This is a genomic window from Mycobacterium sp. 1245801.1 (genome assembly GCF_001673055.1).
In the GTDB taxonomy this organism is placed as follows: Bacteria; Actinomycetota; Actinomycetes; order Mycobacteriales; family Mycobacteriaceae; genus Mycobacterium; species Mycobacterium europaeum_A.
Genome location: NZ_LZKY01000246.1, coordinates 16,090 through 36,773, shown reverse-complemented (window position 1 = coordinate 36,773; position 20,684 = coordinate 16,090). Strand labels below are relative to the sequence as shown.

Annotated in this window: 26 protein-coding genes; 15 read left to right on the top strand and 11 right to left on the bottom strand. The window is 68.0% G+C overall.

What is annotated here, in order from left to right; translation table 11 throughout:
* Nucleotides 1-64: 64 nt before the first annotated feature.
* Together A5622_RS15880 and dut are read right to left on the bottom strand one after the other, a co-directional pair.
* Nucleotides 65-832: a DUF3710 domain-containing protein gene (locus A5622_RS15880; RefSeq protein WP_066879781.1), complete on the bottom strand. Its 768-nt coding sequence runs from the start codon at nt 830-832 to the stop codon at nt 65-67.
* Entirely contained in the window at nt 829-1,293 is a 465-nt protein-coding gene (dut, locus tag A5622_RS15875) for a dUTP diphosphatase (protein ID WP_066879778.1), read from the bottom strand. The genes A5622_RS15880 and dut overlap by 4 nt, the downstream gene beginning before the upstream one ends.
* A gap of 25 nt (nt 1,294-1,318) precedes the next feature.
* Between dut and A5622_RS15870 the strand changes: the two genes are divergently transcribed.
* Nucleotides 1,319-1,804 (top strand): DUF3093 domain-containing protein, encoded by a 486-nt coding sequence (locus A5622_RS15870; protein ID WP_066860695.1) that lies wholly within the window; start codon nt 1,319-1,321, stop codon nt 1,802-1,804.
* 9 nt (nt 1,805-1,813) lie between these two features.
* On the opposite strand, the gene A5622_RS15865 is transcribed toward A5622_RS15870, so the two are convergent.
* Nucleotides 1,814-2,116, bottom strand: a complete 303-nt coding sequence (locus tag A5622_RS15865; RefSeq protein ID WP_036468275.1) for a DUF4193 domain-containing protein — start codon at nt 2,114-2,116, stop codon at nt 1,814-1,816.
* 193 nt (nt 2,117-2,309) lie between these two features.
* Between A5622_RS15865 and cei the strand changes: the two genes are divergently transcribed.
* Nucleotides 2,310-2,960, top strand: a complete 651-nt coding sequence (cei, locus tag A5622_RS15860) for an envelope integrity protein Cei (RefSeq protein WP_066879774.1) — start codon at nt 2,310-2,312, stop codon at nt 2,958-2,960.
* 9 nt (nt 2,961-2,969) lie between these two features.
* Here the strand turns inward: cei and A5622_RS15855 are convergent, their stop codons facing one another.
* Nucleotides 2,970-3,845 (bottom strand): inositol monophosphatase family protein, encoded by an 876-nt coding sequence (locus A5622_RS15855; protein ID WP_066879771.1) that lies wholly within the window; start codon nt 3,843-3,845, stop codon nt 2,970-2,972.
* Nucleotides 3,846-3,947: 102 nt separating this feature from the next.
* On the opposite strand from A5622_RS15855, the gene ppgK reads away from it, so the two are divergent.
* From ppgK to A5622_RS15840, 3 genes are all read left to right on the top strand, one after another.
* A complete protein-coding gene (ppgK, locus tag A5622_RS15850) occupies nt 3,948-4,757 on the top strand; it encodes a polyphosphate--glucose phosphotransferase (protein WP_066860703.1) in 810 nt (269 codons plus the stop codon).
* Nucleotides 4,758-4,933: 176 nt separating this feature from the next.
* Nucleotides 4,934-6,463 (top strand): RNA polymerase sigma factor, encoded by a 1,530-nt coding sequence (locus A5622_RS15845; protein ID WP_156749224.1) that lies wholly within the window; start codon nt 4,934-4,936, stop codon nt 6,461-6,463.
* 125 nt (nt 6,464-6,588) lie between these two features.
* Nucleotides 6,589-6,996 carry a RidA family protein gene (locus tag A5622_RS15840; RefSeq protein ID WP_066879765.1) on the top strand — a complete coding sequence of 136 codons (408 nt, stop codon included), beginning with the start codon at nt 6,589-6,591 and terminating at the stop codon, nt 6,994-6,996.
* On the opposite strand, the gene A5622_RS15835 is transcribed toward A5622_RS15840, so the two are convergent.
* Nucleotides 6,951-7,310: a DUF952 domain-containing protein gene (locus A5622_RS15835; RefSeq protein WP_066879762.1), complete on the bottom strand. Its 360-nt coding sequence runs from the start codon at nt 7,308-7,310 to the stop codon at nt 6,951-6,953. The two genes, A5622_RS15840 and A5622_RS15835, sit on opposite strands and share 46 nt — an antisense overlap.
* Nucleotides 7,311-7,441: 131 nt before the next feature.
* On the opposite strand from A5622_RS15835, the gene A5622_RS15830 reads away from it, so the two are divergent.
* Both A5622_RS15830 and A5622_RS15825 read left to right on the top strand, forming a co-directional pair.
* Nucleotides 7,442-7,627 (top strand): hypothetical protein, encoded by a 186-nt coding sequence (locus A5622_RS15830; protein WP_066879815.1) that lies wholly within the window; start codon nt 7,442-7,444, stop codon nt 7,625-7,627.
* Nucleotides 7,628-7,693: 66 nt separating this feature from the next.
* Nucleotides 7,694-8,698: a YihY/virulence factor BrkB family protein gene (locus A5622_RS15825; protein WP_066860718.1), complete on the top strand. Its 1,005-nt coding sequence runs from the start codon at nt 7,694-7,696 to the stop codon at nt 8,696-8,698.
* A 1-nt stretch (nt 8,699) separates the two neighbouring features.
* Here A5622_RS15825 and A5622_RS15820 read toward each other — a convergent pair whose 3' ends face one another.
* On the bottom strand, nt 8,700-8,939 hold the full coding sequence (locus A5622_RS15820) for a DUF3039 domain-containing protein (protein ID WP_044485021.1): 240 nt from the start codon (nt 8,937-8,939) through the stop codon (nt 8,700-8,702).
* Nucleotides 8,940-9,009: 70 nt separating this feature from the next.
* Between A5622_RS15820 and A5622_RS15815 the strand changes: the two genes are divergently transcribed.
* From A5622_RS15815 to A5622_RS15805, 3 genes are all read left to right on the top strand, one after another.
* On the top strand, nt 9,010-9,456 hold the full coding sequence (locus tag A5622_RS15815; protein WP_156752975.1) for a DUF3099 domain-containing protein: 447 nt from the start codon (nt 9,010-9,012) through the stop codon (nt 9,454-9,456).
* Nucleotides 9,457-9,622: 166 nt separating this feature from the next.
* Nucleotides 9,623-10,582 carry a sigma-70 family RNA polymerase sigma factor SigB gene (gene sigB, locus A5622_RS15810; protein ID WP_007774892.1) on the top strand — a complete coding sequence of 320 codons (960 nt, stop codon included), beginning with the start codon at nt 9,623-9,625 and terminating at the stop codon, nt 10,580-10,582.
* A 129-nt stretch (nt 10,583-10,711) separates the two neighbouring features.
* Nucleotides 10,712-11,401: a metal-dependent transcriptional regulator gene (locus tag A5622_RS15805; protein WP_066860726.1), complete on the top strand. Its 690-nt coding sequence runs from the start codon at nt 10,712-10,714 to the stop codon at nt 11,399-11,401.
* A 34-nt stretch (nt 11,402-11,435) separates the two neighbouring features.
* Here the strand turns inward: A5622_RS15805 and A5622_RS15800 are convergent, their stop codons facing one another.
* A complete protein-coding gene (locus A5622_RS15800) occupies nt 11,436-12,494 on the bottom strand; it encodes a DUF4192 domain-containing protein (RefSeq protein WP_066879812.1) in 1,059 nt (352 codons plus the stop codon).
* A 112-nt stretch (nt 12,495-12,606) separates the two neighbouring features.
* Between A5622_RS15800 and sthA the strand changes: the two genes are divergently transcribed.
* A complete protein-coding gene (gene sthA / locus A5622_RS15795; RefSeq protein ID WP_066860729.1) occupies nt 12,607-14,022 on the top strand; it encodes a Si-specific NAD(P)(+) transhydrogenase in 1,416 nt (471 codons plus the stop codon).
* Nucleotides 14,023-14,145: 123 nt separating this feature from the next.
* On the opposite strand, the gene A5622_RS15790 is transcribed toward sthA, so the two are convergent.
* A complete protein-coding gene (locus A5622_RS15790; RefSeq protein ID WP_066860732.1) occupies nt 14,146-14,982 on the bottom strand; it encodes a serine protease in 837 nt (278 codons plus the stop codon).
* Between the two features lie 227 nt (nt 14,983-15,209).
* Here A5622_RS15790 and A5622_RS15785 point away from each other — a divergent pair, with 227 nt between their 5' ends.
* The 3 genes from A5622_RS15785 to A5622_RS15775 all read left to right on the top strand — a co-directional run bounded on the left by A5622_RS15785 (nt 15,210) and on the right by A5622_RS15775 (nt 18,006).
* The gene (locus A5622_RS15785; protein ID WP_066860735.1) at nt 15,210-16,181 is read left to right on the top strand and encodes a proteasome assembly chaperone family protein; all 972 of its coding nucleotides are present in this window, start codon (nt 15,210-15,212) and stop codon (nt 16,179-16,181) included.
* A gap of 62 nt (nt 16,182-16,243) precedes the next feature.
* The gene (locus tag A5622_RS15780; RefSeq protein ID WP_066879756.1) at nt 16,244-17,275 is read left to right on the top strand and encodes an alpha/beta fold hydrolase; all 1,032 of its coding nucleotides are present in this window, start codon (nt 16,244-16,246) and stop codon (nt 17,273-17,275) included.
* Nucleotides 17,276-17,319: 44 nt separating this feature from the next.
* Nucleotides 17,320-18,006, top strand: a complete 687-nt coding sequence (locus A5622_RS15775; RefSeq protein ID WP_066879754.1) for a PhzF family phenazine biosynthesis protein — start codon at nt 17,320-17,322, stop codon at nt 18,004-18,006.
* 22 nt (nt 18,007-18,028) lie between these two features.
* On the opposite strand, the gene A5622_RS15770 is transcribed toward A5622_RS15775, so the two are convergent.
* The 3 genes from A5622_RS15770 to A5622_RS15760 all read right to left on the bottom strand — a co-directional run bounded on the left by A5622_RS15770 (nt 18,029) and on the right by A5622_RS15760 (nt 19,683).
* Complete coding sequence (locus A5622_RS15770; RefSeq protein WP_066879751.1) at nt 18,029-18,514, bottom strand: peroxynitrite isomerase; 486 nt, start codon at nt 18,512-18,514, stop codon at nt 18,029-18,031.
* A gap of 111 nt (nt 18,515-18,625) precedes the next feature.
* On the bottom strand, nt 18,626-19,090 hold the full coding sequence (gene nrdR, locus A5622_RS15765; protein ID WP_066860744.1) for a transcriptional regulator NrdR: 465 nt from the start codon (nt 19,088-19,090) through the stop codon (nt 18,626-18,628).
* A gap of 98 nt (nt 19,091-19,188) precedes the next feature.
* The gene (locus A5622_RS15760) at nt 19,189-19,683 is read right to left on the bottom strand and encodes a LysM peptidoglycan-binding domain-containing protein (RefSeq protein ID WP_066860747.1); all 495 of its coding nucleotides are present in this window, start codon (nt 19,681-19,683) and stop codon (nt 19,189-19,191) included.
* Nucleotides 19,684-19,976: 293 nt separating this feature from the next.
* Here A5622_RS15760 and lexA point away from each other — a divergent pair, with 293 nt between their 5' ends.
* On the top strand, nt 19,977-20,675 hold the full coding sequence (gene lexA, locus A5622_RS15755) for a transcriptional repressor LexA (protein WP_066860750.1): 699 nt from the start codon (nt 19,977-19,979) through the stop codon (nt 20,673-20,675).
* Nucleotides 20,676-20,684: the final 9 nt, after the last annotated feature.

Sequence of the window (20,684 nt, the reverse complement as noted above, 5' to 3'; positions counted from 1 at the left end):
TGGCGACCCGCAGCGCCCGGCTGGGATGTTGCTGCCGCATCCGCGGCAGCGCCACGAAGCCGGCTCAGCCGCCGGTCGTGGTGCGCAGCTGCTGCATGGCCGACCCGTCGGCGCTGCGGCGCGCGGCCGGCTCGTTGGACGGCGCCTGCTGCCCCTCGGCCTGCTGCTGGGCGGCCTGCTGCTGCGCGGCGGCGGCTTCGCGCAGCTGCTGGGCCATGGGCTCGGGCAGCTGCACGGTCAGCGGCGTGCGCACCGGCAGCGGCGTGTCGCCACGCCGAACCACGGTGTCCGCCAAGGCCGCTCGCGCCTCCTGCTCTAAGGCTTCCATCGTCTCGTGGGGGCCGTTGATGACGCAGCGGATCATCCAGCGATAGCCGTCGACGCCGATGAAACGCACGACGCCGGTGGCGGTGCCCACCACCTCGCGACCCCACGGGCCGTCCTTGATGCTCACCTGGGCCGAGTCGTTGCGCAGCGATTCGGCGAGCTCGCTGGCCACTTCACGCCACAGGCCGCCCGTCTTCGGCGCGGCATAGGCGGCGATGGTGAACCGGCCGTTGGGCGTGACGACCCAGACCGCGCTCGGCACACCGGTTTCGGTCAGCTCGACCTGCAGCTGCCCGGCCTCCGGCATGGGAATCAGCACCGAGCCCAGGTCGAGGCGGGCCAGCTCTGCGACCGCCGGGTCGTCGAAGTCCTCGATGTCGAACGGTCCCTCGAGCTCCTCGGGGGCCGGCTCGTCGGCGTCGTTGGCCGCGACCTCGCCGGCCGCCGAGGTGTCGGCGCTGGTGGCGTCGTCGTCTTTGGGAGTGCGCTTACCGAATGCCATCACAAACTCGCATGTCCGCCGGAGGAACCGTGACCACCATCGCCACGGGATGTTTCGGCCAGCCCGGCCTTGTCGAACGACGACACCTCGACCAACTCCACTAATTCGACTCGCTGCACCAGCAACTGGGCGATGCGATCGCCGCGGTGCACCACGATCGGATCGGTCGGATCCAGGTTGATCAGCGCAACCTTGATCTCGCCGCGATAGCCCGCGTCGATGGTACCCGGGCTGTTGACGATCGAAAGTCCCACTCGCGCAGCCAAACCCGACCGCGGATGCACCAAGCCGACCATGCCGAACGGGATGGCGACTGCGACCCCCGTTCGCACCAGGGCGCGCCGCCCCGGCTCGAGTTTGACGTCTTCGGCGCTGTACAGATCGATCCCGGCGTCGCCCTCGTGGGCGCGGCTGGGCAGCGGAAGCTCGGGGTCAAGGCGCACGATGGCCAGACTGGTCGACACGGGGGCACAGACTACCCTTGACTGCGTGTCCGATACGCGCGTCGCGCCGCACAACGTGCGGTATCGCGAACGATTGTGGGTCCCGTGGTGGTGGTGGCCACCGGCCTTTGCGCTCGCGGGCATCATCGCTTTCGAATTCAACATGGGCGTCACCCGCCAATCGACCTGGTGGCCGTACGCGGCGCTGTTCGCGGTGGCGGCCGCGGCGCTGTTGTGGCTGGGCCGCATCGAGATCCGGGTGACCGGCGACCCGACCGTGCCCGGCGAAGTGCAGCTGTGGGCCGGTCCGGCGCACCTGCCGGTCACCGCGATCGCCCGGTCCGCGCAGATAGCCCCGTCGGCCAAGTCCGCGGCGCTGGGCCGCCAGCTCGACCCGGCCGCGTACGTCCTACACAGGGCATGGGTGGGGCCGATGATCCTGGTCGTGCTCGACGACCCGGACGATCCGACGCCGTACTGGCTGGTGAGCTGCCGTCACCCCGAGCGGGTGCTGTCGGCCCTGACACGGTAGGTGCAGCTATCAGGCCGCGCAGTCGGTACAGATCATCACGCCGTTCTTCTCGCTGGCCAGCCGACTGCGGTGTTGCACCAGAAAGCAGCTCGAGCAGGTGAACTCGTCGGCCTGCTTCGGAATCACGCGCACCGACAGTTCTTCCCCGGACAGGTCGGCACCCGGCAGTTCGAAGTTCTCAGCGGATTCAGATTCGTCGACGTCGACGACGGCCGAAGCCGCCTCGTTCCGTCGCGCTTTGAGCTCCTCCAGCGAGTCCTCCGAAACGTCGTCCGTCTCGGTGCGCCGTGGAGCGTCATAGTCGGTAGGCATATCTCTTCCCCTGCCCTATTGCCTCTGCATGCCCGCGATATCCAAGCATCGCTTTGTACCAGCGTCGAACGCATCCACCAAATGATTCGTGCCCGTATCGCGGCCCATTAAGGTGTGATTTACGTCACACCTCTATTTTCGCCCTTGCGCTCGTCTCTGAACAGTGGGTTTAGCGTGCGGCTAGAGTGCACCTGTGGTCACGCAAATCACCGGGGGTACAGCGTTTGACAAGCACGGTCGGCCTTTTCGGCGCCGCAACCCCCGGCCCGCCATCATCGTGGTGGTTCTTCTCGCAGTGGCCACCGGCGTCGTCTGGACGATCGCGCTGACGCGCCCCGCCAAGGTGCACGAGGCCGCGGTGTGCAATCCCCCGCCGCAGTCGGCCGGTTCGGCGCCGGCCCAGCTCGGCGAGCAGGTGTCCCGTAGCGCCATGATGGACGTCACGCCCGCCAAGCTGGCCGACACCAAGGTTCGCGTCCTCAACGCCAGCGGCCGGGGCGGCCAGGCCGGCGACGTCGCCGGCGCCATGAAGGACCTCGGCTTCGCCCAGCCGACCGCCGCCAACGACCCCCTGTATGCGGGCACCAGGCTCACCTGTCAGGGCCAAATCCGTTTCGGCACCGCCGGACAGGCCACCGCGGCCGCCGTGTGGCTGGTCGCGCCGTGCACCGAACTGTTCAACGACAACCGCGCCGACGACTCCGTCGACCTGGCGCTGGGCACCGACTTCAGCGCGCTGGCGCACAACGACGACATCGACGCCGTGCTCGCCACCCTGCGTCCCGGCGCCACCGAACCCTCAGATCCCACGCTGCTGGCCAAGATTCACGCCAGCAGCTGCTGACGCGGGCGGTCAATCCAGAATCGGATCCAGGCCGTTGAAGCGCTCCAGCACGGCCAGCAGTTCGTCGGCGATTCCGGGCGCGGCGGCCAGCGCCAGGCCCGCCCCGGCCGCTCCGGGCGCGGGCAGGACCACCCGAGCTCCCGCCTCGGAGGCGATCAGCGCCCCCGCGGCGCGATCCCACACCTGCAGACCGTGCTCGTAGAAGGCGTCGAGCCGGCCCGAGGCGACCATGCAAAGATCCAGTGCCGCCGAGCCGATCCGGCGGACATCGCGGACCACCGGCAGCATGCGCGCCAACAGCGCCGCCTGTGCCGCGCGGCGCTGGCGCGAATAGCCGAAACCGGTGCCCAGCAACGCCATCGACAGATCGTCGACGGCGGCGCTCTGCAGCGGCTGCGTCCCCTCGTCGTCGGCGACATGCGCGCCCAGGCCCAGCGCCGCCGAGTACACCCGGTTCCCGACGACGTCGGCGACCGCCCCGGCCACCGATTCGTCGTCGACCTGGGCGCCGACCGACACGGCGTAGGCGGGGATGCCGTAGACGAAATTCACTGTGCCGTCGATGGGATCGAGCACCCAGGTAACCGTCCCGGCCGGCGTGCCCGCCGGATCGTCGGGACCGCCGCCTTCCTCGCCGAGAATCGGGTCCCCAGGCCGTAATTCGGCCAGCCGGTCGCGCAGCAGCCGTTCCGTTTCGGTGTCGACCACGGTCACCGGGTCGGTCGGGGTGCTCTTCGATCGCACCGCGCCACTGTCGGAGGTCTGCAAGCCCGCGTCGGCGCCGAAAACCTCTGCCCGCCGACGCCTCACGAACGCGGCGGCCTCCGCGGCCAAGGTTTCGGCGACCGATCGCAGCCCCACAAGCTCGTCATCGGAAGGGGTCACCGGTCTATCCGATCACAGTCGCCGGGGGTCGCGCAGACGCCGCGGGCCGCACCGCCGCGGCGCTAAGGTGAGCGGACAGCCCAGTCACGCCGAGGAGATTCGATGACCAGCACCGACTCGACCACGGAGACGCCCGGCATCGCCGCCGGCGACGGCAGGCCACAGCGCCGCGGATTCGGCATCGACGTCGGCGGCAGTGGCATCAAGGGCGGCATCGTCGACATGGACACCGGGCAGCTGATCGGCGAGCGGGTGAAGCTGCTGACCCCGCAGCCCGCGACGCCCGCGGCGGTCGCCAAGACCATCGCCGAGGTGGTCGACGCCTTCGGCTGGACCGGCCCGCTGGGAGTGACCTATCCCGGGGTCGTCACGCACGGCGTCGTGCAGACGGCGGCCAACGTGGACAAGGCGTGGATCGGCACCAACGCGCGCGACATCATCAGGGCCGAACTGGACGGTCAGGACGTCGTCGTCCTCAACGACGCCGACGCGGCCGGGCTGGCCGAGGAGCACTACGGGGCGGGCAAAGGCCAGTCGGGACTGGTGGTGTTGCTGACCTTCGGCACCGGGATCGGTTCGGCGGTGATTCACAACGGGACGCTGATTCCCAACACCGAGTTCGGCCATCTCGAGGTCGGCGGCAAGGAGGCCGAGCAGCGGGCCGCGTCCTCGGTGAAGGAGCGCAACGGCTGGTCCTACGAAAAGTGGGCCAAGCAGGTGACCAAGGTGCTGGTGAGCATCGAGAACGCGGTATGGCCTGACCTGTTCATCGCGGGCGGCGGCATCAGCCGCAAGGCCGACAAATGGGTACCGCTGCTGACCAACCGCACCCCGGTGGTGGCCGCGGCCCTGCTCAACACGGCCGGGATCGTCGGCGCGGCGATGGCCGCCACCTCGGACGTGACGCACTGATTTCGCCCGGCAGAGCCGTAGGACCCCGCACTGTCGTTACAATGGTGCTCGGCGAATGCCCAACCGACAGCGTGCGACTACTCACGCTGATACCAACGCCGACATCGACATAGCAGACACTTTCGGTTAACCATGCCCACTACCCACCGAGAGTGAGCCCAAACGAAGGGGTGTAAGTGGCAGCGACGAAAGCAAGCCCGGCAACGGATGGGCCGGTGAAACGCACCGCCACGAAGTCTCCGTCGTCCCCCGCCAAGCGACCGGCGGCCAAGTCTGCCAACGGCTCGGCGCCCGCGAAGCGGGCCGCCAAGGCGGCATCGCCGTCCACCGAGGCCGACGATCCCAAGAAGACGCGCGCTGCGGCCAAGGGCGCCGGCGCCAAGACGCCGACCGCACGCGGAACCAAGGCGGCCAAGGGCGGCCCGGCGGATCCCGACGCCCTCGATTCCGACGGTGCCGTCGAGGATCTGGACAACGAGCCCGACCTCGAGGGTGAGCCCGGCGAGGACCTCGACATCGACACCGACCTGTCCCTCGACGACCTCGAGGAGGACGTAGCGTCCGACGGCGAGGACGCCGAGGAGGTCGAGGCCGACGAGGCCGAAGGCGAGGACGAGCCCGAGGAAGAGGCCGCAGCCAAGCCCGCCAAGGCCGCCGACGCCGCGGCCGAGGAGGACGAGGAGATCGCCGAGCCGTCCGAAAAGGACAAGGCCTCCGGCGATTTCGTGTGGGACGAAGACGAGTCCGAGGCGTTGCGGCAGGCCCGCAAGGACGCCGAGCTGACGGCCTCGGCCGACTCGGTTCGCGCCTACCTCAAGCAGATCGGCAAGGTCGCGCTGCTCAACGCCGAGGAAGAGGTTGAGCTGGCCAAGCGGATCGAGGCCGGGCTGTACGCCACCCAGCTGATGACCGAACTTGCCGAGCGCGGCGACAAACTGCCCGCCGCCCAGCGTCGCGACATGATGTGGATCTGCCGCGACGGTGATCGCGCGAAGAACCATCTGCTGGAAGCCAACCTGCGACTGGTCGTCTCGCTGGCCAAGCGCTACACGGGTCGCGGCATGGCGTTCCTGGATCTCATCCAGGAGGGCAACCTGGGTCTGATCCGCGCGGTCGAGAAGTTCGACTACACCAAGGGTTACAAGTTCTCCACGTACGCGACGTGGTGGATCCGGCAGGCCATCACCCGCGCCATGGCCGACCAGGCCCGCACCATCCGTATCCCGGTGCACATGGTCGAGGTCATCAACAAGCTGGGCCGTATCCAGCGCGAGCTGCTGCAGGACCTGGGCCGCGAGCCCACGCCCGAGGAGCTGGCCAAGGAAATGGACATCACGCCCGAAAAGGTGCTGGAGATCCAGCAATACGCCCGCGAGCCGATCTCGCTGGACCAGACCATCGGCGACGAGGGCGACAGCCAGCTGGGCGATTTCATCGAGGACAGCGAGGCCGTGGTGGCCGTGGACGCGGTGTCGTTCACGCTGCTGCAGGACCAGCTGCAGTCGGTGCTGGAGACGCTCTCGGAGCGCGAAGCGGGCGTAGTACGCCTGCGGTTTGGCCTCACCGACGGCCAGCCGCGCACGCTGGACGAGATCGGGCAGGTTTACGGCGTGACCCGTGAGCGCATCCGCCAGATCGAGTCCAAGACGATGTCGAAGCTGCGCCACCCCAGCCGCTCCCAGGTGCTGCGCGACTACCTCGATTAGCCGTTCGCACCGAAACGATTGGCGCGCAAGCCATCTCGACGTCGGTGTGACCCGGTAAGTCAAACGCGCGCTGCCGCCGAGAAATTCGGCTGCGGTGGCGGCTCTGCCGTCGTACCGTGAGGCGCATGCCTACCAACCGCACAATGGTCTCGTCCGGCTCCGACTTCGAGTCGGCGGTCGGCTACTCGCGCGCGGTGCGCGTCGGGCCGCACGTGGCGGTGGCCGGAACGACCGGCGCCGGGCCCGCCGGCGACATCGCCGCCCAGACTCGAGATACGTTGCGCCGCATCGAGATTGCGCTGGGCCAAGCGGGGGCGGCGCTCACCGACGTGGTGCGTACCCGCATCTACGTCACCGACATCTCGCGCTGGCGCGAGGTGGCAGCGGTGCACGAGCAGGTCTTCGGCGCGATCCGGCCCGCGGCCACCATGGTCGAGGTCTCGGCGCTCATCGCGCCCGAGTTACTGGTGGAGATCGAAGCCGACGCCTACGTCGACACCGGCGCGAAGGTGCCGTCGTCGGCCGGCGGGTAGGCGGTGACGCGGACCACGGCGGCCACCGGCAGCGGGCCGTACAGATGCGGGAACAACATCGACTCGGGATCGGTTGGTACACCCGGCTCCCACCGCACCGGCGCGGCGAGCAGCGCCGGGTCGATGTGCAACAGGACGAGATCGCCGCGGCCGCGGTAGAGCCGGTTGGCCGGCAGGTGCACCTGCTCGGGCGTCGACAGATGGATGAACGCACCACCGCCGGCGTCCTCCGGCCGGATGCCGCCCAGCCGGCGGGCCCGCGCCCACTGCTCGGTTCCGCACAGATGCACCAGGACGTCCGAGGCGAAGGTCACACTTCGAACCCTAGAGATCGCCCAAACCAAACCTGACCAGGCCGTGAGAAACGACACACCCGATAACGATCGGGGAACAAGGCGAAAACGCCATACGTCTGAGAAAGTGAATGTACGAGAACGGAGAAGCCATGAATGCAACTCTGACGAGTCCAGAACTGACCCGGGCCGACCGCTGCGACCGCTGCGGTGCTGCGGCCCGAGTGCGCGCCAAGCTGCCTTCCGGACTGGAGCTTCTCTTATGCCAGCACCACGCCAACGAGCACGAGGCGAAGCTGACCGAGCTGGACGCCGTGCTGGAGTTCAGCGAAAGCTAAGCCGCGGCGAACTCGCCCATCGCCAATGTGGGCGGTGCGAGCGATCTTCGGTAATGCTGGACGGGTATGAGCGAGCAGGTCGCAAAACCGTCGCGCCACCACATTTGGCGAATCACCCTGAGGACTCTTTCCAAGAGTTGGGACGACTCGATTTTCTCGGAGTCGGCTCAGGCTGGTTTCTGGTCGGCGCTGTCACTTCCGCCGTTGCTGCTCGGGCTGCTGGGCACGCTGGCGTATGTGGCTCCGCTGTTCGGCCCCGACATGCTGCCCAGCATCCTGCGTCAGCTGATCTCGACGGCGCACAGCGTGTTCTCCCGCAGCGTGGTCAACGAGATCATCGAGCCGACCGTGCGCGACATCGCCAACAACGCCCGGGGCGAAGTGGTGTCGCTGGGTTTCATCATCTCGCTGTGGGCGGGGTCGTCGGCAATCTCGTCGTTCGTTGACTCCGTGGTCGAGGCGCACGACCAGACGCCGTTGCGCCATCCGGTGCGCCAACGCCTGTTCGCGTTGTTCCTGTACGTGGTGGGGTTGGTGTTCGTGGTGGCGACGGCGCCGTTGGTGGTCCAAGGGCCACGCAAGGTGGGTGAGCACATTCCGGTCAGCCTGGCCAACGCGCTGCGCTACGGCTACTACCCGGCCTTGATCCTCGTCTTGATGATCGGGGTCGTGATCTTGTACCGCGTGTCGTTGCCGGAGCCGCTGCCGACGCATCGGCTGATCTTCGGCGCGGCGCTGGCCACCGCGGTGTTTGTGATCGCCACTCTGGGCCTGCGGATCTACCTGCAGTGGATCACCAGTACGGGCTACACCTACGGCGCGCTCTCGACGCCGATCGCATTCCTGCTGTTCTCGTTCTTCGGGGGCTTCGCGATCATGATCGGCGCCGAACTCAATGCCGCCATCCAGGAGGAATTCCCCGCGCCCAGGACGCATGCGCACAGGCTGCGCAGATGGCTGCTGTCGCGCTCGCCCGCGCTGGCGAAGGCGGCGGACACGCTGTCCAATCCGGTGACCAAGAATCCCATCACCGCGCAACGCGAGGTCGCGCCGGCGGAGCCGCCCGGCTAGGTCAGTCCTTCTTCATCCGGTCGTAGATCTGCTTGCAGTCCGGGCAGACCGGTGAGCCCGGCTTGGCCGCCTTGGTGACGGGAAATACCTCGCCGCACAACGCCACGACGTGATTGCCCATGACCGCGCTCTCCGCGATCTTGTCCTTCTTGACGTAATGGAAGTACTTCGGGGTGTCGCTGCCGGTCCCGTCGTCGACGCGTTCGTCGGTCTCGGTGCGTTCGATCGTTTGGGTCTGCATATCTGACATTGTGCACTGCTCGCCGGGCGCTGCGCGCGGCCCAGAAACCGTCCGAGCCGGAATCGGCGAGTTGTGGGACAGTGGAGAAATGAAGCACGGCTCCGATCCGGGGTTCGACGACCGGTTCGATGACTTCGACGGCCACAAGAGCCGCCCGGTGCTCATCACCGCCGCCGCGACCTCGTACGAGGAGCAGCATCGCGCGCGGGTCCGTAAGTACTTGACTTTGATGGCATTCCGCATCCCGGCGCTCATCCTGGCCGCGGTCGCCTACGGCGCGTGGCACAACGGGCTGATCTCCCTGGCGATCGTGGCGGCCTCCATCCCGTTGCCCTGGATGGCCGTGCTGATCGCGAACGATCGGCCGCCGCGCAGCGCCGAGGAGCCGCGCCGGTTCGACGACGCCCGCCAGCGCATTCCCCTGTTCCCGCGGGCCGAACGTCGCGCGCTCGAGGCGCCGCGACCGCCGCAACCGGACTGGCCTCCCGGCGCCCGCGGCGGAATTGATCCCGACTAGCCGTCGTTTCGCCGAAGGTGCCGCCGTCGCGGACTTCTCAGGACTTTCTCAGGTCGACGGCACATTTCTGCACGTCAAGACGTGTGAGATAGGGAATCGCTGGGAACTCTCAGAGCTGATCTGTCGTTGAACTCGATGACAGAACAAAGCCGAACGGGAGGTCGCTATGGCGAACGCCAGCACGAGCAGATTTGACGGCGATCTGGATGCTCAAAGCCCCGCAGCGGATCTAGTGCGCGTATATCTGAACGGAATCGGTAAGACGGCACTGCTCAATGCGGCGGGTGAGGTCGAACTCGCGAAGCGCATCGAGGCCGGGCTCTACGCCGAACACCTGCTCGCAACGCGTAAGCGCCTCGGGGAGAACCGTAAACGCGATCTAGAGGCCGTGGTGCGGGATGGTCAGGCGGCGCGTCGTCACCTGCTGGAAGCCAACCTGCGTCTGGTGGTGTCGCTGGCCAAGCGGTACACCGGTCGCGGCATGCCATTGCTGGACCTGATTCAAGAGGGCAACCTCGGGCTGATCCGCGCGATGGAAAAGTTCGATTACACAAAGGGATTCAAGTTCTCGACCTACGCGACGTGGTGGATCCGTCAGGCGATCACCCGCGGCATGGCCGACCAGAGCCGCACCATCCGGCTGCCGGTCCATCTGGTGGAGCAGGTCAACAAGCTGGCGCGGATCAAGCGCGAGATGCACCAGAACCTGGGACGCGAGGCCACCGACGAGGAACTGGCCGCCGAGTCCGGCATCCCGGTGGAAAAGATCAACGACCTGCTCGAGCACAGCCGCGACCCGGTGAGCCTCGACATGCCGGTCGGTTCCGAGGAGGAAGCACCGCTGGGTGACTTCATCGAGGACGCCGAGGCGATGTCGGCCGAGAACGCGGTGATCGCCGAGCTGCTGCACACCGACATCCGCAGCGTGCTGGCCACCCTGGACGAGCGTGAGCACCAGGTCATCCGGCTGCGTTTCGGCCTGGACGACGGTCAGCCGCGCACCCTGGACCAGATCGGCAAGCTGTTCGGCCTGTCCCGCGAGCGGGTCCGCCAGATCGAGCGGGACGTAATGTCCAAACTCCGCAACGGGGAGCGCGCCGACAGGCTACGGTCGTACGCGAGCTAACACCTCACTCGAGCTAGGTAGCAGACGGTATGCCCGCCGCGTCCGCGGCGGGCATACTGCTTGCCTGGGAGGCGTTACAACCATTCGCGCAGCTGGCCAAGTAGACTCAGCGTCGACGGAGGGTGCTGAATGAACGACCTGGTTGACACCACCGAGATGTACCTGCGGACCATCTACGACCTCGAAGAAGAGGGCGTGACGCCGCTGCGTGCCCGAATCGCCGAACGCCTGGATCAAAGCGGGCCGACTGTCAGCCAAACCGTGTCGCGCATGGAGCGGGACGGTTTACTTCACGTGGCCGGCGACCGCCACCTCGAGCTCACCGACAAGGGCCGGGCGCTGGCCATTGCCGTGATGCGCAAGCACCGCCTCGCCGAGCGATTGCTGGTCGACGTCATCGGGCTGCCCTGGGAAGAGGTGCACGCCGAGGCGTGCCGCTGGGAGCACGTGATGAGCGAGGACGTCGAGCGCCGGCTGGTGAAGGTGCTCAACAACCCGACCACCTCGCCCTTCGGCAACCCGATCCCCGGGCTCCTGGACCTGGGCGTGGGCCCGGAGTCCTGGTCCGAGGACGGCCCCCTGGTCCGGCTGACCGAGCTGCCCGCCGGCGCGCCGGTGGCGGTCGTGGTGCGGCAGTTGACCGAGCACGTCCAGGGCGACATCGACCTGATCTCCCGCCTGAAGGACGCCGGTGTGGTCCCGAACGCGCGCGTCACCGTCGAGACCAGTGCCGCCGGGGTCACCATCGTCATCCCGGGCCACGAGAACGTCACCCTGCCGCACGAGATGGCGCACGCGGTCAAGGTCGAGAAGGTCTGACCCCGGCGCTTGGCGCCCGTCGCCGCGCTTGCCACTACCCCACCCTGCGACCGAACGGCCGGCGCGGTGGCAGCCGCACGCCGAACTGCTTGGCCAGCCGGTAACCGGTCAGCGCCAGCTCCCTGATGTCGTCGGGCCGCAGACCGGATTGCAACGCGGTGTCCAGCATCCCCGCCATCCGATGGTCGGGGTCACAGCGCAACGCCTCCGCCAGCGACACTCCGGCGAGCGGGCCGTCGCCGCGGGCATAGGCGCTGAACGCGATCAGGACCAGCGCCTCGACCCGCCAGGGCGAGGGCAACGTGCGCGCCAGCAGTGCCCACAGCGACTCGGCCTCGCCGGCGCTCTCCCCCACCGCCAGGGCATACAGGATGTCGCGCACCTGTGCGTCGCACAGGGCACAGCCCAGCGTCGCCACCTCCGCGTCCGATAGCGATTCCCCGCCCGCGACCCGGGAGGCGGCGGCCATCGCCGCCTCCACGTCGCGGCGGGTGCAGCGCACCGGATGCGCACGATGCGCCGCCCGGCGCCGGGCGGCCTGTTTGCCGACCACGGCGGCCAGCGCCGCGCTGCGCGCCGGGTCGTCGGGCGCGATGACCGCCTGCAGGTCGGCACGACGCGCATAGAGCCGCCTGCCCTCCAGCACCGCCGCGGCCGCCAGCGGCGAGGCCGCGGGATCTTCGACCACGCCGCTCGACCCGCAGCCCTCGGCGCAATGCCACCGCCCGCCGAGCGCCACCTGGTCCACCACGTGGGTGGCGTAGAGCTCAATGTCGTGCTCCGACAAGGCTTCTGCCAGCGCCACCGAGAGCTGACGGTATTCCTCGTTGCAGCTTGGGCAGTAGGCGCCGTCGGCGTCGACGATCACCGCGATCACGGCCTCGGGGGCCGCCGCCGCGGCGACCTCCGCCAGGTGTCCCACCCGGTCGATGACCTCCTCGGAGAGGTCGACGCGCATCACCGACCCGAGTTCACCGTCGCCCAAAGACACTAATATCAATGAATTTTCGGGAACGAAGCCGAGAACGGCCGGCAGCGCCGCGATGAGTGCGCCGGGGCGGGACAGTTCGAAGTCTGCTCGATGCGTCGTCATGGGCACCACGCTGACGGCGGCCACCGTCAGGCGGTGCTCAGGTGCGCGGGTGCGGCGGCGGACCTGTGGATGAACCCAGCACTGTGCGTTGTGCTGCCTTACTGTTTAAGCCATGAGTTCGGCGCAAGAGTACGACATGGTGGTCATCGGGTCCGGGCCCGGCGGCCAGAAGGCCGCCATCGCCTCGGCCAAGCTCGGAAAGTCGGTCGCCGTCGTCGAACGCGGCCAGATGCTCGGCGGCGTGTGCGTGCAGACCGGCACCATCCCGTCAAAGACATTGCGCGAGGCGGTCCTCTACCTCACCGGGATGAGCCAGCGCGAACTCTACGGCGCCAGCTACCGCGTGAAGGAGAAGATCACCCCGGCCGATCTGCTGGCCCGCACCCAGCACGTGATCGGCAAGGAAGTCGACGTGGTGCGCAACCAGCTGATGCGCAACCGGATCGACCTGCTGATCGGTCACGGGCGTTTCATCGACCCGCACACCATCGAGGTCGAGGACCCGTCGCGGCGCGAAAAGATAACCATCACTGGTAAATACGTCGTCATCGCCACCGGCACCCGGCCGGCGCGGCCCTCCGGCGTCGAGTTCGACGAACACCGGGTGCTCGACTCCGACGGGATCCTCGATCTCAAGTCGCTGCCCACCTCGATGGTGGTGGTCGGCGCCGGCGTCATCGGCATCGAGTACGCCTCGATGTTCGCCGCGCTGGGCACCAAGGTCACCGTCGTGGAGAAGCGCGAGGACATGCTCGACTTCTGCGACCCCGAAGTCGTCGAGGCGCTGAAGTTCCACCTGCGCGACCTGGCGGTGACGTTCCGGTTCGGCGAGGAGGTGACCGCGGTCGACGTCGGGTCGGCGGGCACCGTCACCACCCTGGCCAGCGGCAAGCAGATTCCCGCCGAGACGGTGATGTATTCGGCCGGGCGGCAGGGCCAGACGGATCATCTCGATCTGCACAACGCCGAACTGGAAGCCGACAACCGCGGACGGATTTTCGTCGACGACAACTTCCAGACCAAGGTGCCCCACATCTATGCCGTCGGCGACGTGATCGGCTTCCCCGCCCTGGCCGCCACGTCGATGGAGCAGGGCCGCCTGGCCGCCTACCACGCGTTCGGGGAGGCGAGTGACGGCATCACAGAGCTGCAACCGATCGGCATCTACTCCATCCCCGAGGTCTCTTACGTCGGCGCCACCGAGGTGGAGCTGACGAAGAACGCAGTCCCCTACGAGGTCGGCGTGGCCAGGTACCGCGAGCTGGCCCGCGGCCAGATCGCCGGCGACTCCTACGGGATGCTCAAGCTGCTGGTGTCCACCCAGGACCTCAAGGTGCTCGGGGTGCACATCTTCGGCACCAGCGCCACCGAGATGGTGCACATCGGGCAGGCGGTGATGGGCTGCGGCGGCACGGTGGAGTACCTGGTGGACGCGGTGTTCAACTACCCCACGTTCTCCGAGGCGTACAAGGTGGCGGCGCTCGACGTGATGAACAAGGTCCGGGCGCTCAACCAGTTCCGCCACTAGCCGTGGCGACCCGCCACTAGCCCGGCTGCGAACTGGAGTGGCGACCCGCTGCGCCCGGCTGCGCCGCGCTGGCGATCGCCACGGCCGCGCTGGCGATCGCCACGGCCGCGCTGGCGATCGCCGCTAACAGGCGTCTTGCAGGTCGCCCGCGACCGGATCGCCGGGGCCGCCGGCCTCGGCGCGGGCCAGCAGTTCCGCGGTGTGCGCATCGAACGGCGCCGAATACGACATGTTCGCCGCGCAGCCACCCCGCTCCAGACCGCCGATCACCCCGATCAGCGTCGTCCCGCTGACCCAGGGCGCGCCGCTGGTGCCGTCCACCAGCCCCTCGCAAGCCAGCGCAGGAAACCCGGTGTCGGTGACCGACGTGCTGGCCTGACACCCGATGGGCGAGCCCCCCACGCCGGCCGGATACCCCAGCACGGTGACGCGGCTGCCCGGCGGAGGCGTCACACCCAGCGTCAGCGCCAGGCCGACCCGCGACTCGACCGGGGCACCTGCGTCGTTGCTGACCCGCGCGATCGCATAATCGGCGTGCGGGTCTTTGCTGGCCGTCCAGCGCGGGTCCAGGTAGACCGCGTCGGCCTTCCACACATCGGCGGGACCGGGCGGGGCATCGCCGGCGAAACCGGGAACGAACGTGATCAGCGACGCTCCGGCCAGGCAGTGCGCGGCGGTCATGATCAGGTTGCCACCCGTCGAATGCACCACGGAACCGGTGCACACGTGCAGCGGGCCGCCATCGATGAAGATCGCCCCGATGCGCCGATCCGGCTCGACCGGACCGGCGACGGCCTTCTGTTCGGGCTGGCTGAGCCGCTGCACAGGACCGCCGACGCGCGGGGCGGATACCGGCGCACCCGAAACATGCTCGACGGGCCGGTGACACGACGTCAGCGACGTCGCCACCCCCAGCACCGAGCAGAGCATCAGGATCCGAATGCGCATCGCCTTCATCATGCCTGACCGGGGGGCGGCAAGCCGACTCACACATGTGGCGGTGCGCCGCGCGGTTTGCTGGCGCGCCCTCGGGTGAGGCTTCGCCGTTGCTTGCGGATTACGCCTGAGACTTATCACGTTTCAGCTATAAGCGTGACGCAAAGTTCGCTGAGCGATGTGGGTGCCGCCTGATTCGGGGGACACTTGGTAGGGCACCCTGGAAGGACCCCGAGAGGAGGCGATCGCAGATGGCTCACCACCAAGACCCAGCTGACCGGTACCAGCCGGGGCAGGCCGGGATGTACGAGCTCGAGCTGCCGGCGCCGCAGCTGTCGACGTCCGACGGCCGCGGTCCGGTGCTGGTGCACGCCCTGGAGGGCTTTTCCGACGCCGGTCATGCCATCAAGCTGGCGTCCGCGCATCTGAAGGCGGTGCTAGACACCGAGCTGGTCGCGTCCTTCGCGATCGACGAATTGCTGGACTACCGGTCCCGGCGGCCGCTGATGACGTTCAAGACCGATCACTTCACCCACTACGAAGAGCCCGAGCTGAACCTCTACGCGCTGCGCGACACGGTCGGCACCCCGTTCCTGTTGCTGGCCGGCATGGAGCCGGATCTGAAGTGGGAGCGCTTCATCACCGCGGTGCGGCTGCTGGCCGAGCGCCTCGGCGTCCGCCAGACCATCGGCCTGGGCACCGTCCCGATGGCGGTTCCGCACACCCGGCCGACCACCATGACGGCTCACTCGAACAATCCGGAGCTGATCGCCAACTTCCAGCCGTGGATCTCGGAGATCCAGGTTCCCGGCAGCGCGTCCAACCTGCTCGAATACCGGATGGGCCAGCACGGTCATGAGGTGGTCGGCTATACCGTGCACGTCCCGCACTACCTCACCCAGACCGACTATCCGGCCGCCGCGCAGGCGCTGCTCGAGCAGGTCGCCAAGACCGCGTCGCTGGAGCTGCCGCTGACCGCGTTGACCGAGGCGGCCGAGGTGATCCGGGCCAAGATCGACGAGCAGGTCGAGGCGAGCGCGGAGGTCGCTCAAGTGGTGACCGCGCTGGAGCGCCAGTACGATGCCTTCATCGACGCTCAGGAGAACAGATCGTTACTGGCTCGCGACGAGGATCTGCCTAGCGGCGATGAGCTAGGCGCAGAATTCGAGCGATTTCTGGCCCAGCAAGCGGAGAAGAAGTTCGACGACGACGACCATGCCTGACCCCCGCAGCACCAGCCCCTAGCCAGACCGCCTTAGCCCGGCCCGACACCAAGGTTGGCGATATGACCGAGCGGAAGCGCAATCCCACGCTCCGCCCGGTGCGTGAAGTGACCGCACCCAAACTCGAGTTCCGCACCATCCACGGTTACAAGCGGGCCTACCGCATCGCCGGTTCCGGGCCGGCGATCCTGCTGATCCACGGCATCGGCGACAACTCGACCACGTGGAATACCGTGCAGGCCAAGCTCGCCCAGCGATTCACGGTGATCGCCCCGGACCTGCTGGGGCACGGGCGATCGGACAAGCCGCGCGCCGACTACTCGATCGCGGCCTACGCGAACGGGATGCGTGACCTGCTCAGCGTGCTCGACATCGAGCGGGTGACGATCATCGGTCACTCGCTGGGCGGCGGCGTGGCCATGCAATTCGCCTATCAATTCCCGCATTTGGTGGAGCGGCTGATCCTGGTGGGTGCCGGTGGCGTGACCAAGGACGTCAACTTCGTCTTGCGGTGGGCGTCGCTGCCGATGGGCAGCGAGGCGATCGCCCTGTTGCGGCTACCGCTGGTGCTGCCGACGGTTCAGCTGATGGGACGCGTTTTGGGCATGGCGCTGGGCAGCAGCGGCCTGGCCCGCGATCTGCCCAACGTGCTGCGCATCCTCGACGACCTGCCCGAACCGACGGCGTCCGCGGCGTTCAGCCGGACGCTGCGGGCGGTCGTGGACTGGCGTGGGCAGATCGTCACCATGCTCGACCGATGTTATTTGACCGAGGCCATCCCGGTGCAAATCGTCTGGGGCACAAAGGATGTGGTGGTCCCGGTCCGACACGCGTGGATGGCGCACGCCGCGATGCCCGGCTCGCGGCTGGAGATCTTCGAAGGCTCCGGCCACTTCCCCTTCCACGATGACCCGGCCCGTTTCATCGACGTCGTCGAGCGCTTCATCGATTCCACCGACCCCGCCGAATATGATCAGGCCAATCTGCGCAGCTTGCTGCGCACCGGCGGCGGCGAGCGGGCCGTCTCGGGCCCCGCGCCCACTCGCGTCGCCGTACTGAACGCCATGGGGTCCGACGAACGCAGCGCCACCTGATCTTATGATCGATGCGGACGCCTTCGGCGCCGTACAGTCGGGCCATGGGGATCGACGTGACGGTGTTGCGGGTGTTCACCGATTCGGACGGCAATTTCGGTAATCCGCTGGGCGTGGTCGACGCGCGCCGGGTCGACCATGCCCACCGGCAGCGGCTGGCAACCCAATTGGGCTACAGCGAGACGGTTTTCGTGGACCTCCCGGCCACCGGTTCCTCAACCGCACACGCCGCCATCTACACGCCGCGCACCGAACTGCCGTTCGCCGGCCACCCGACCGTCGGCGCGACGTGGTGGCTGCGCGAGAACGGTTCGCCGATCAACACCCTGCGGGTACCCGCGGGCCTCGTGCAGGTGGGCTACGACGAAGACCGCGCCCGCATCAACGCCCGCGCGGATTGGGCGCCCGACTTCGCCCTGCACGAGTTCGCCTCGGCCGACGAGGTTCTCGCCGCCGACCCGGCGGACTTCCCCGACGACACCGCGCACTACCTGTGGGCCTGGACCGACCGGGCGACCGGATCGCTGCGGGTGCGGATGTTCGCCGCCAACCTCGGCGTGGTCGAGGACGAGGCCACCGGTTCGGCGGCGATGCGCATCACCGACTACCTGAGCCAGAGCCTGCGGATCACCCAGGGCAGGGGCTCCGTCATCGAAACGACGTGGAGCGCCGAAGGCTGGGTCGGGGTGGCCGGGCGGGTCGTCAACGACGGTGTGCGACACCTGGATTGACGGCTCGGGCCACGCGGGCGGTCTAGCCTTGCCGGTGCAGCACCGCGGCGAGGTGGTCCTGCAGTGGTTGCCCGACCGCGCCCATCCGCACGGTGTAGGACAGTTCGTCGCCGTCGATGCGGAACGAACGGCCAAGCGCCGTCACCTCTTTGGCGCTGGGGGTCAGCCCGACGGCCGTGGTGGCCATCTGCATTTCGATGACGTCACCGCTGACCGAGTAGGTGCCCACCTCGATTTCGGTGATGCCGCTGGGATGCGCCAGGACCAGCTCGACGTGGCCCGGTCGGGGCACCCGGAGATATCCGGTTTCGGCGTGCAGCGGCTTGCCGTCGGCCACCGCCTTGGTTTTCTGCCCGTAGGCCAGAAACGGTTTACCGACGTGGGCGAACACGACTTCCTCGAGGTAGTCGAACGGCGGGATCGTCGGGTACTTTCCCGCGCCCTGGCCGGACCAGGTCCCAAGGAGCGGGGCCAGCGCCGCGAGGTCGGGATGCAAGTCAGGGGGCATGAATTTGAGCCTAGCCGGGCGACGATGCGGGCCGGGACGGCCCGGGGAGGAGCCGGGCGATTCAGACCTAGCCGGGCGACGATGCGGGCCGGGACGGCCCGGGGAGCGCTGTCAGCCCGGGGTGGCCACTCCGCGGTGATCCCGGAGCGCCTGGATCTCGCGTTCGAAATCGGCTGCGGACTCGAATGAGCGATACACCGAGGCGAACCGCAGGTAGGCCACCTCGTCGAGGTCGCGCAGCGGCCCGAGGATGGCCAAACCCACTTCGTGACTGGGGATCTCCGGGGAACCCGCGGCGCGCACGGTGTCTTCCACCTGCTGGGCCAGCAGGTTCAGCGCGTCGTCGTCGACCTGGCGGCCCTGGCAGGCGCGGCGGACGCCGCTGATCACCTTTTCCCTGCTGAACGGCTCGGTGACGCCACTGCGCTTGACCACCGCCAGGACCGCGGTCTCCACCGTGGTGAAACGTCGTCCGCACTCGGGACAGGAGCGGCGCCGGCGGATGGCCTGGCCTTCGTCGGTTTCGCGCGAGTCGATCACCCGGGAGTCGGGATGACGGCAGAACGGACAGTGCATGACCGCTCCTTCACCGTGCCGACAAACAACCGCAGGACTTTGAGCGTACCCGCGCGCCGATCTGCACGGCTAACGAAGCCGTTTTCGCACAACGGTTGTCAGCCGACCGGAGCGATCAGGGTCTGGCCGGCCATCAGGTTGGGCGAGTGCAGGTCGTTGAGTTCGCGGATACGGTCGGCGACCTGGGTGGTCGGCGCGTCGGGCGCGACCCGGTGCGCGAAGTCCTGCAGCGACTCCCCCGCGTCGACGCGGACGACCGCGAGCCGGTCGGGAACGTGGGCCGCGGAGTTGGCGGAGTCGCCATTGAGCACCTGCCCGACGTTCGCGACGAGACCCAGCCACAGCGTGATCGCTCCGGCGGCCACTGCCAGCCCGATCGTCGACGCCCAGGTGGTGGCCCGCCTGCGGTGCGGAGCGACCGACATCGCCACCCCGGTGCCGTAGTAGCGCGTCGCCGCACCCGCCGGGCGGGCCGGCGCGGGCCTGCGAGACCGGGCCAGTCCGTCACGTCCGTACCGAACGCCTTGGACGGGTCCGTTGATCGGGCGCCGAAGACTGCTGATACGCGGCGCAGGCGTGTGGATGACTGTCATCTTCGTTCCTCCGGTCAACTAGCTCTCGCTCGTGTGTTCGACACTAATCGCTTGTGTGTTCGAAACCCGAACATTTGAGCGAAGCGTGTCGCACGAGCAAACGCTAGATCACACCACCGACAAGTTCGTCGGCCTCTACCACTGTCACGAGGCCCAGATACCCGATATCCCGAAGAGTTACACATTTGTGATTCACCCGACTTTGGGCCTTCTCCGCCGGCGTTCCATCCGGGGCGACACGCCACTCGAACACATGTTTGATTCTTGTTCGTCGGGCGGCTACATTCAGTGCCATGGGCGACAGCAACGACATTTCTCCGCCCGGCCCCGAAGGCCGGTTGCACTCCGTGGATCCTTCGCTGACCGAGCGGCAGCGCACCATTCTGAATGTCATCCGCGCGTCGGTCACCAGCCGCGGCTACCCGCCGAGCATCCGCGAGATCGGCGACGCCGTCGGCCTGACGTCGACCTCATCAGTGGCACACCAGCTGCGCACCCTGGAGCGCAAGGGATACTTGCGGCGCGATCCCAATCGTCCGCGAGCGGTCGATGTCCGCGGGGCCGACGACGAGGTGGCGGCGCCCGCCACCGAGGTGGCCGGCTCGGATGCCCTGCCCGAACCCACGTTCGTCCCGGTGCTCGGGCGTATCGCGGCGGGCGGACCGATCCTGGCCGAGGAGGCCGTCGAGGACGTCTTTCCCCTGCCGCGCGAATTGGTCGGCGAGGGAACGCTTTTCCTGCTCAAGGTGGTCGGCGATTCGATGGTCGACGCCGCGATCTGTGACGGCGACTGGGTGGTGGTGCGTCAGCAGAACGTCGCCGACAACGGCGACATCGTCGCGGCGATGCTCGATGGCGAAGCAACCGTCAAGACGTTCAAACGCGCCGGCGGTCAGGTCTGGCTGATGCCGCACAACCCGGCGTTCGACCCCATCCCCGGCAACGACGCGAGCGTGCTCGGCAAGGTCGTCACGGTCATCCGCAAGGTCTGACGCGCGAGG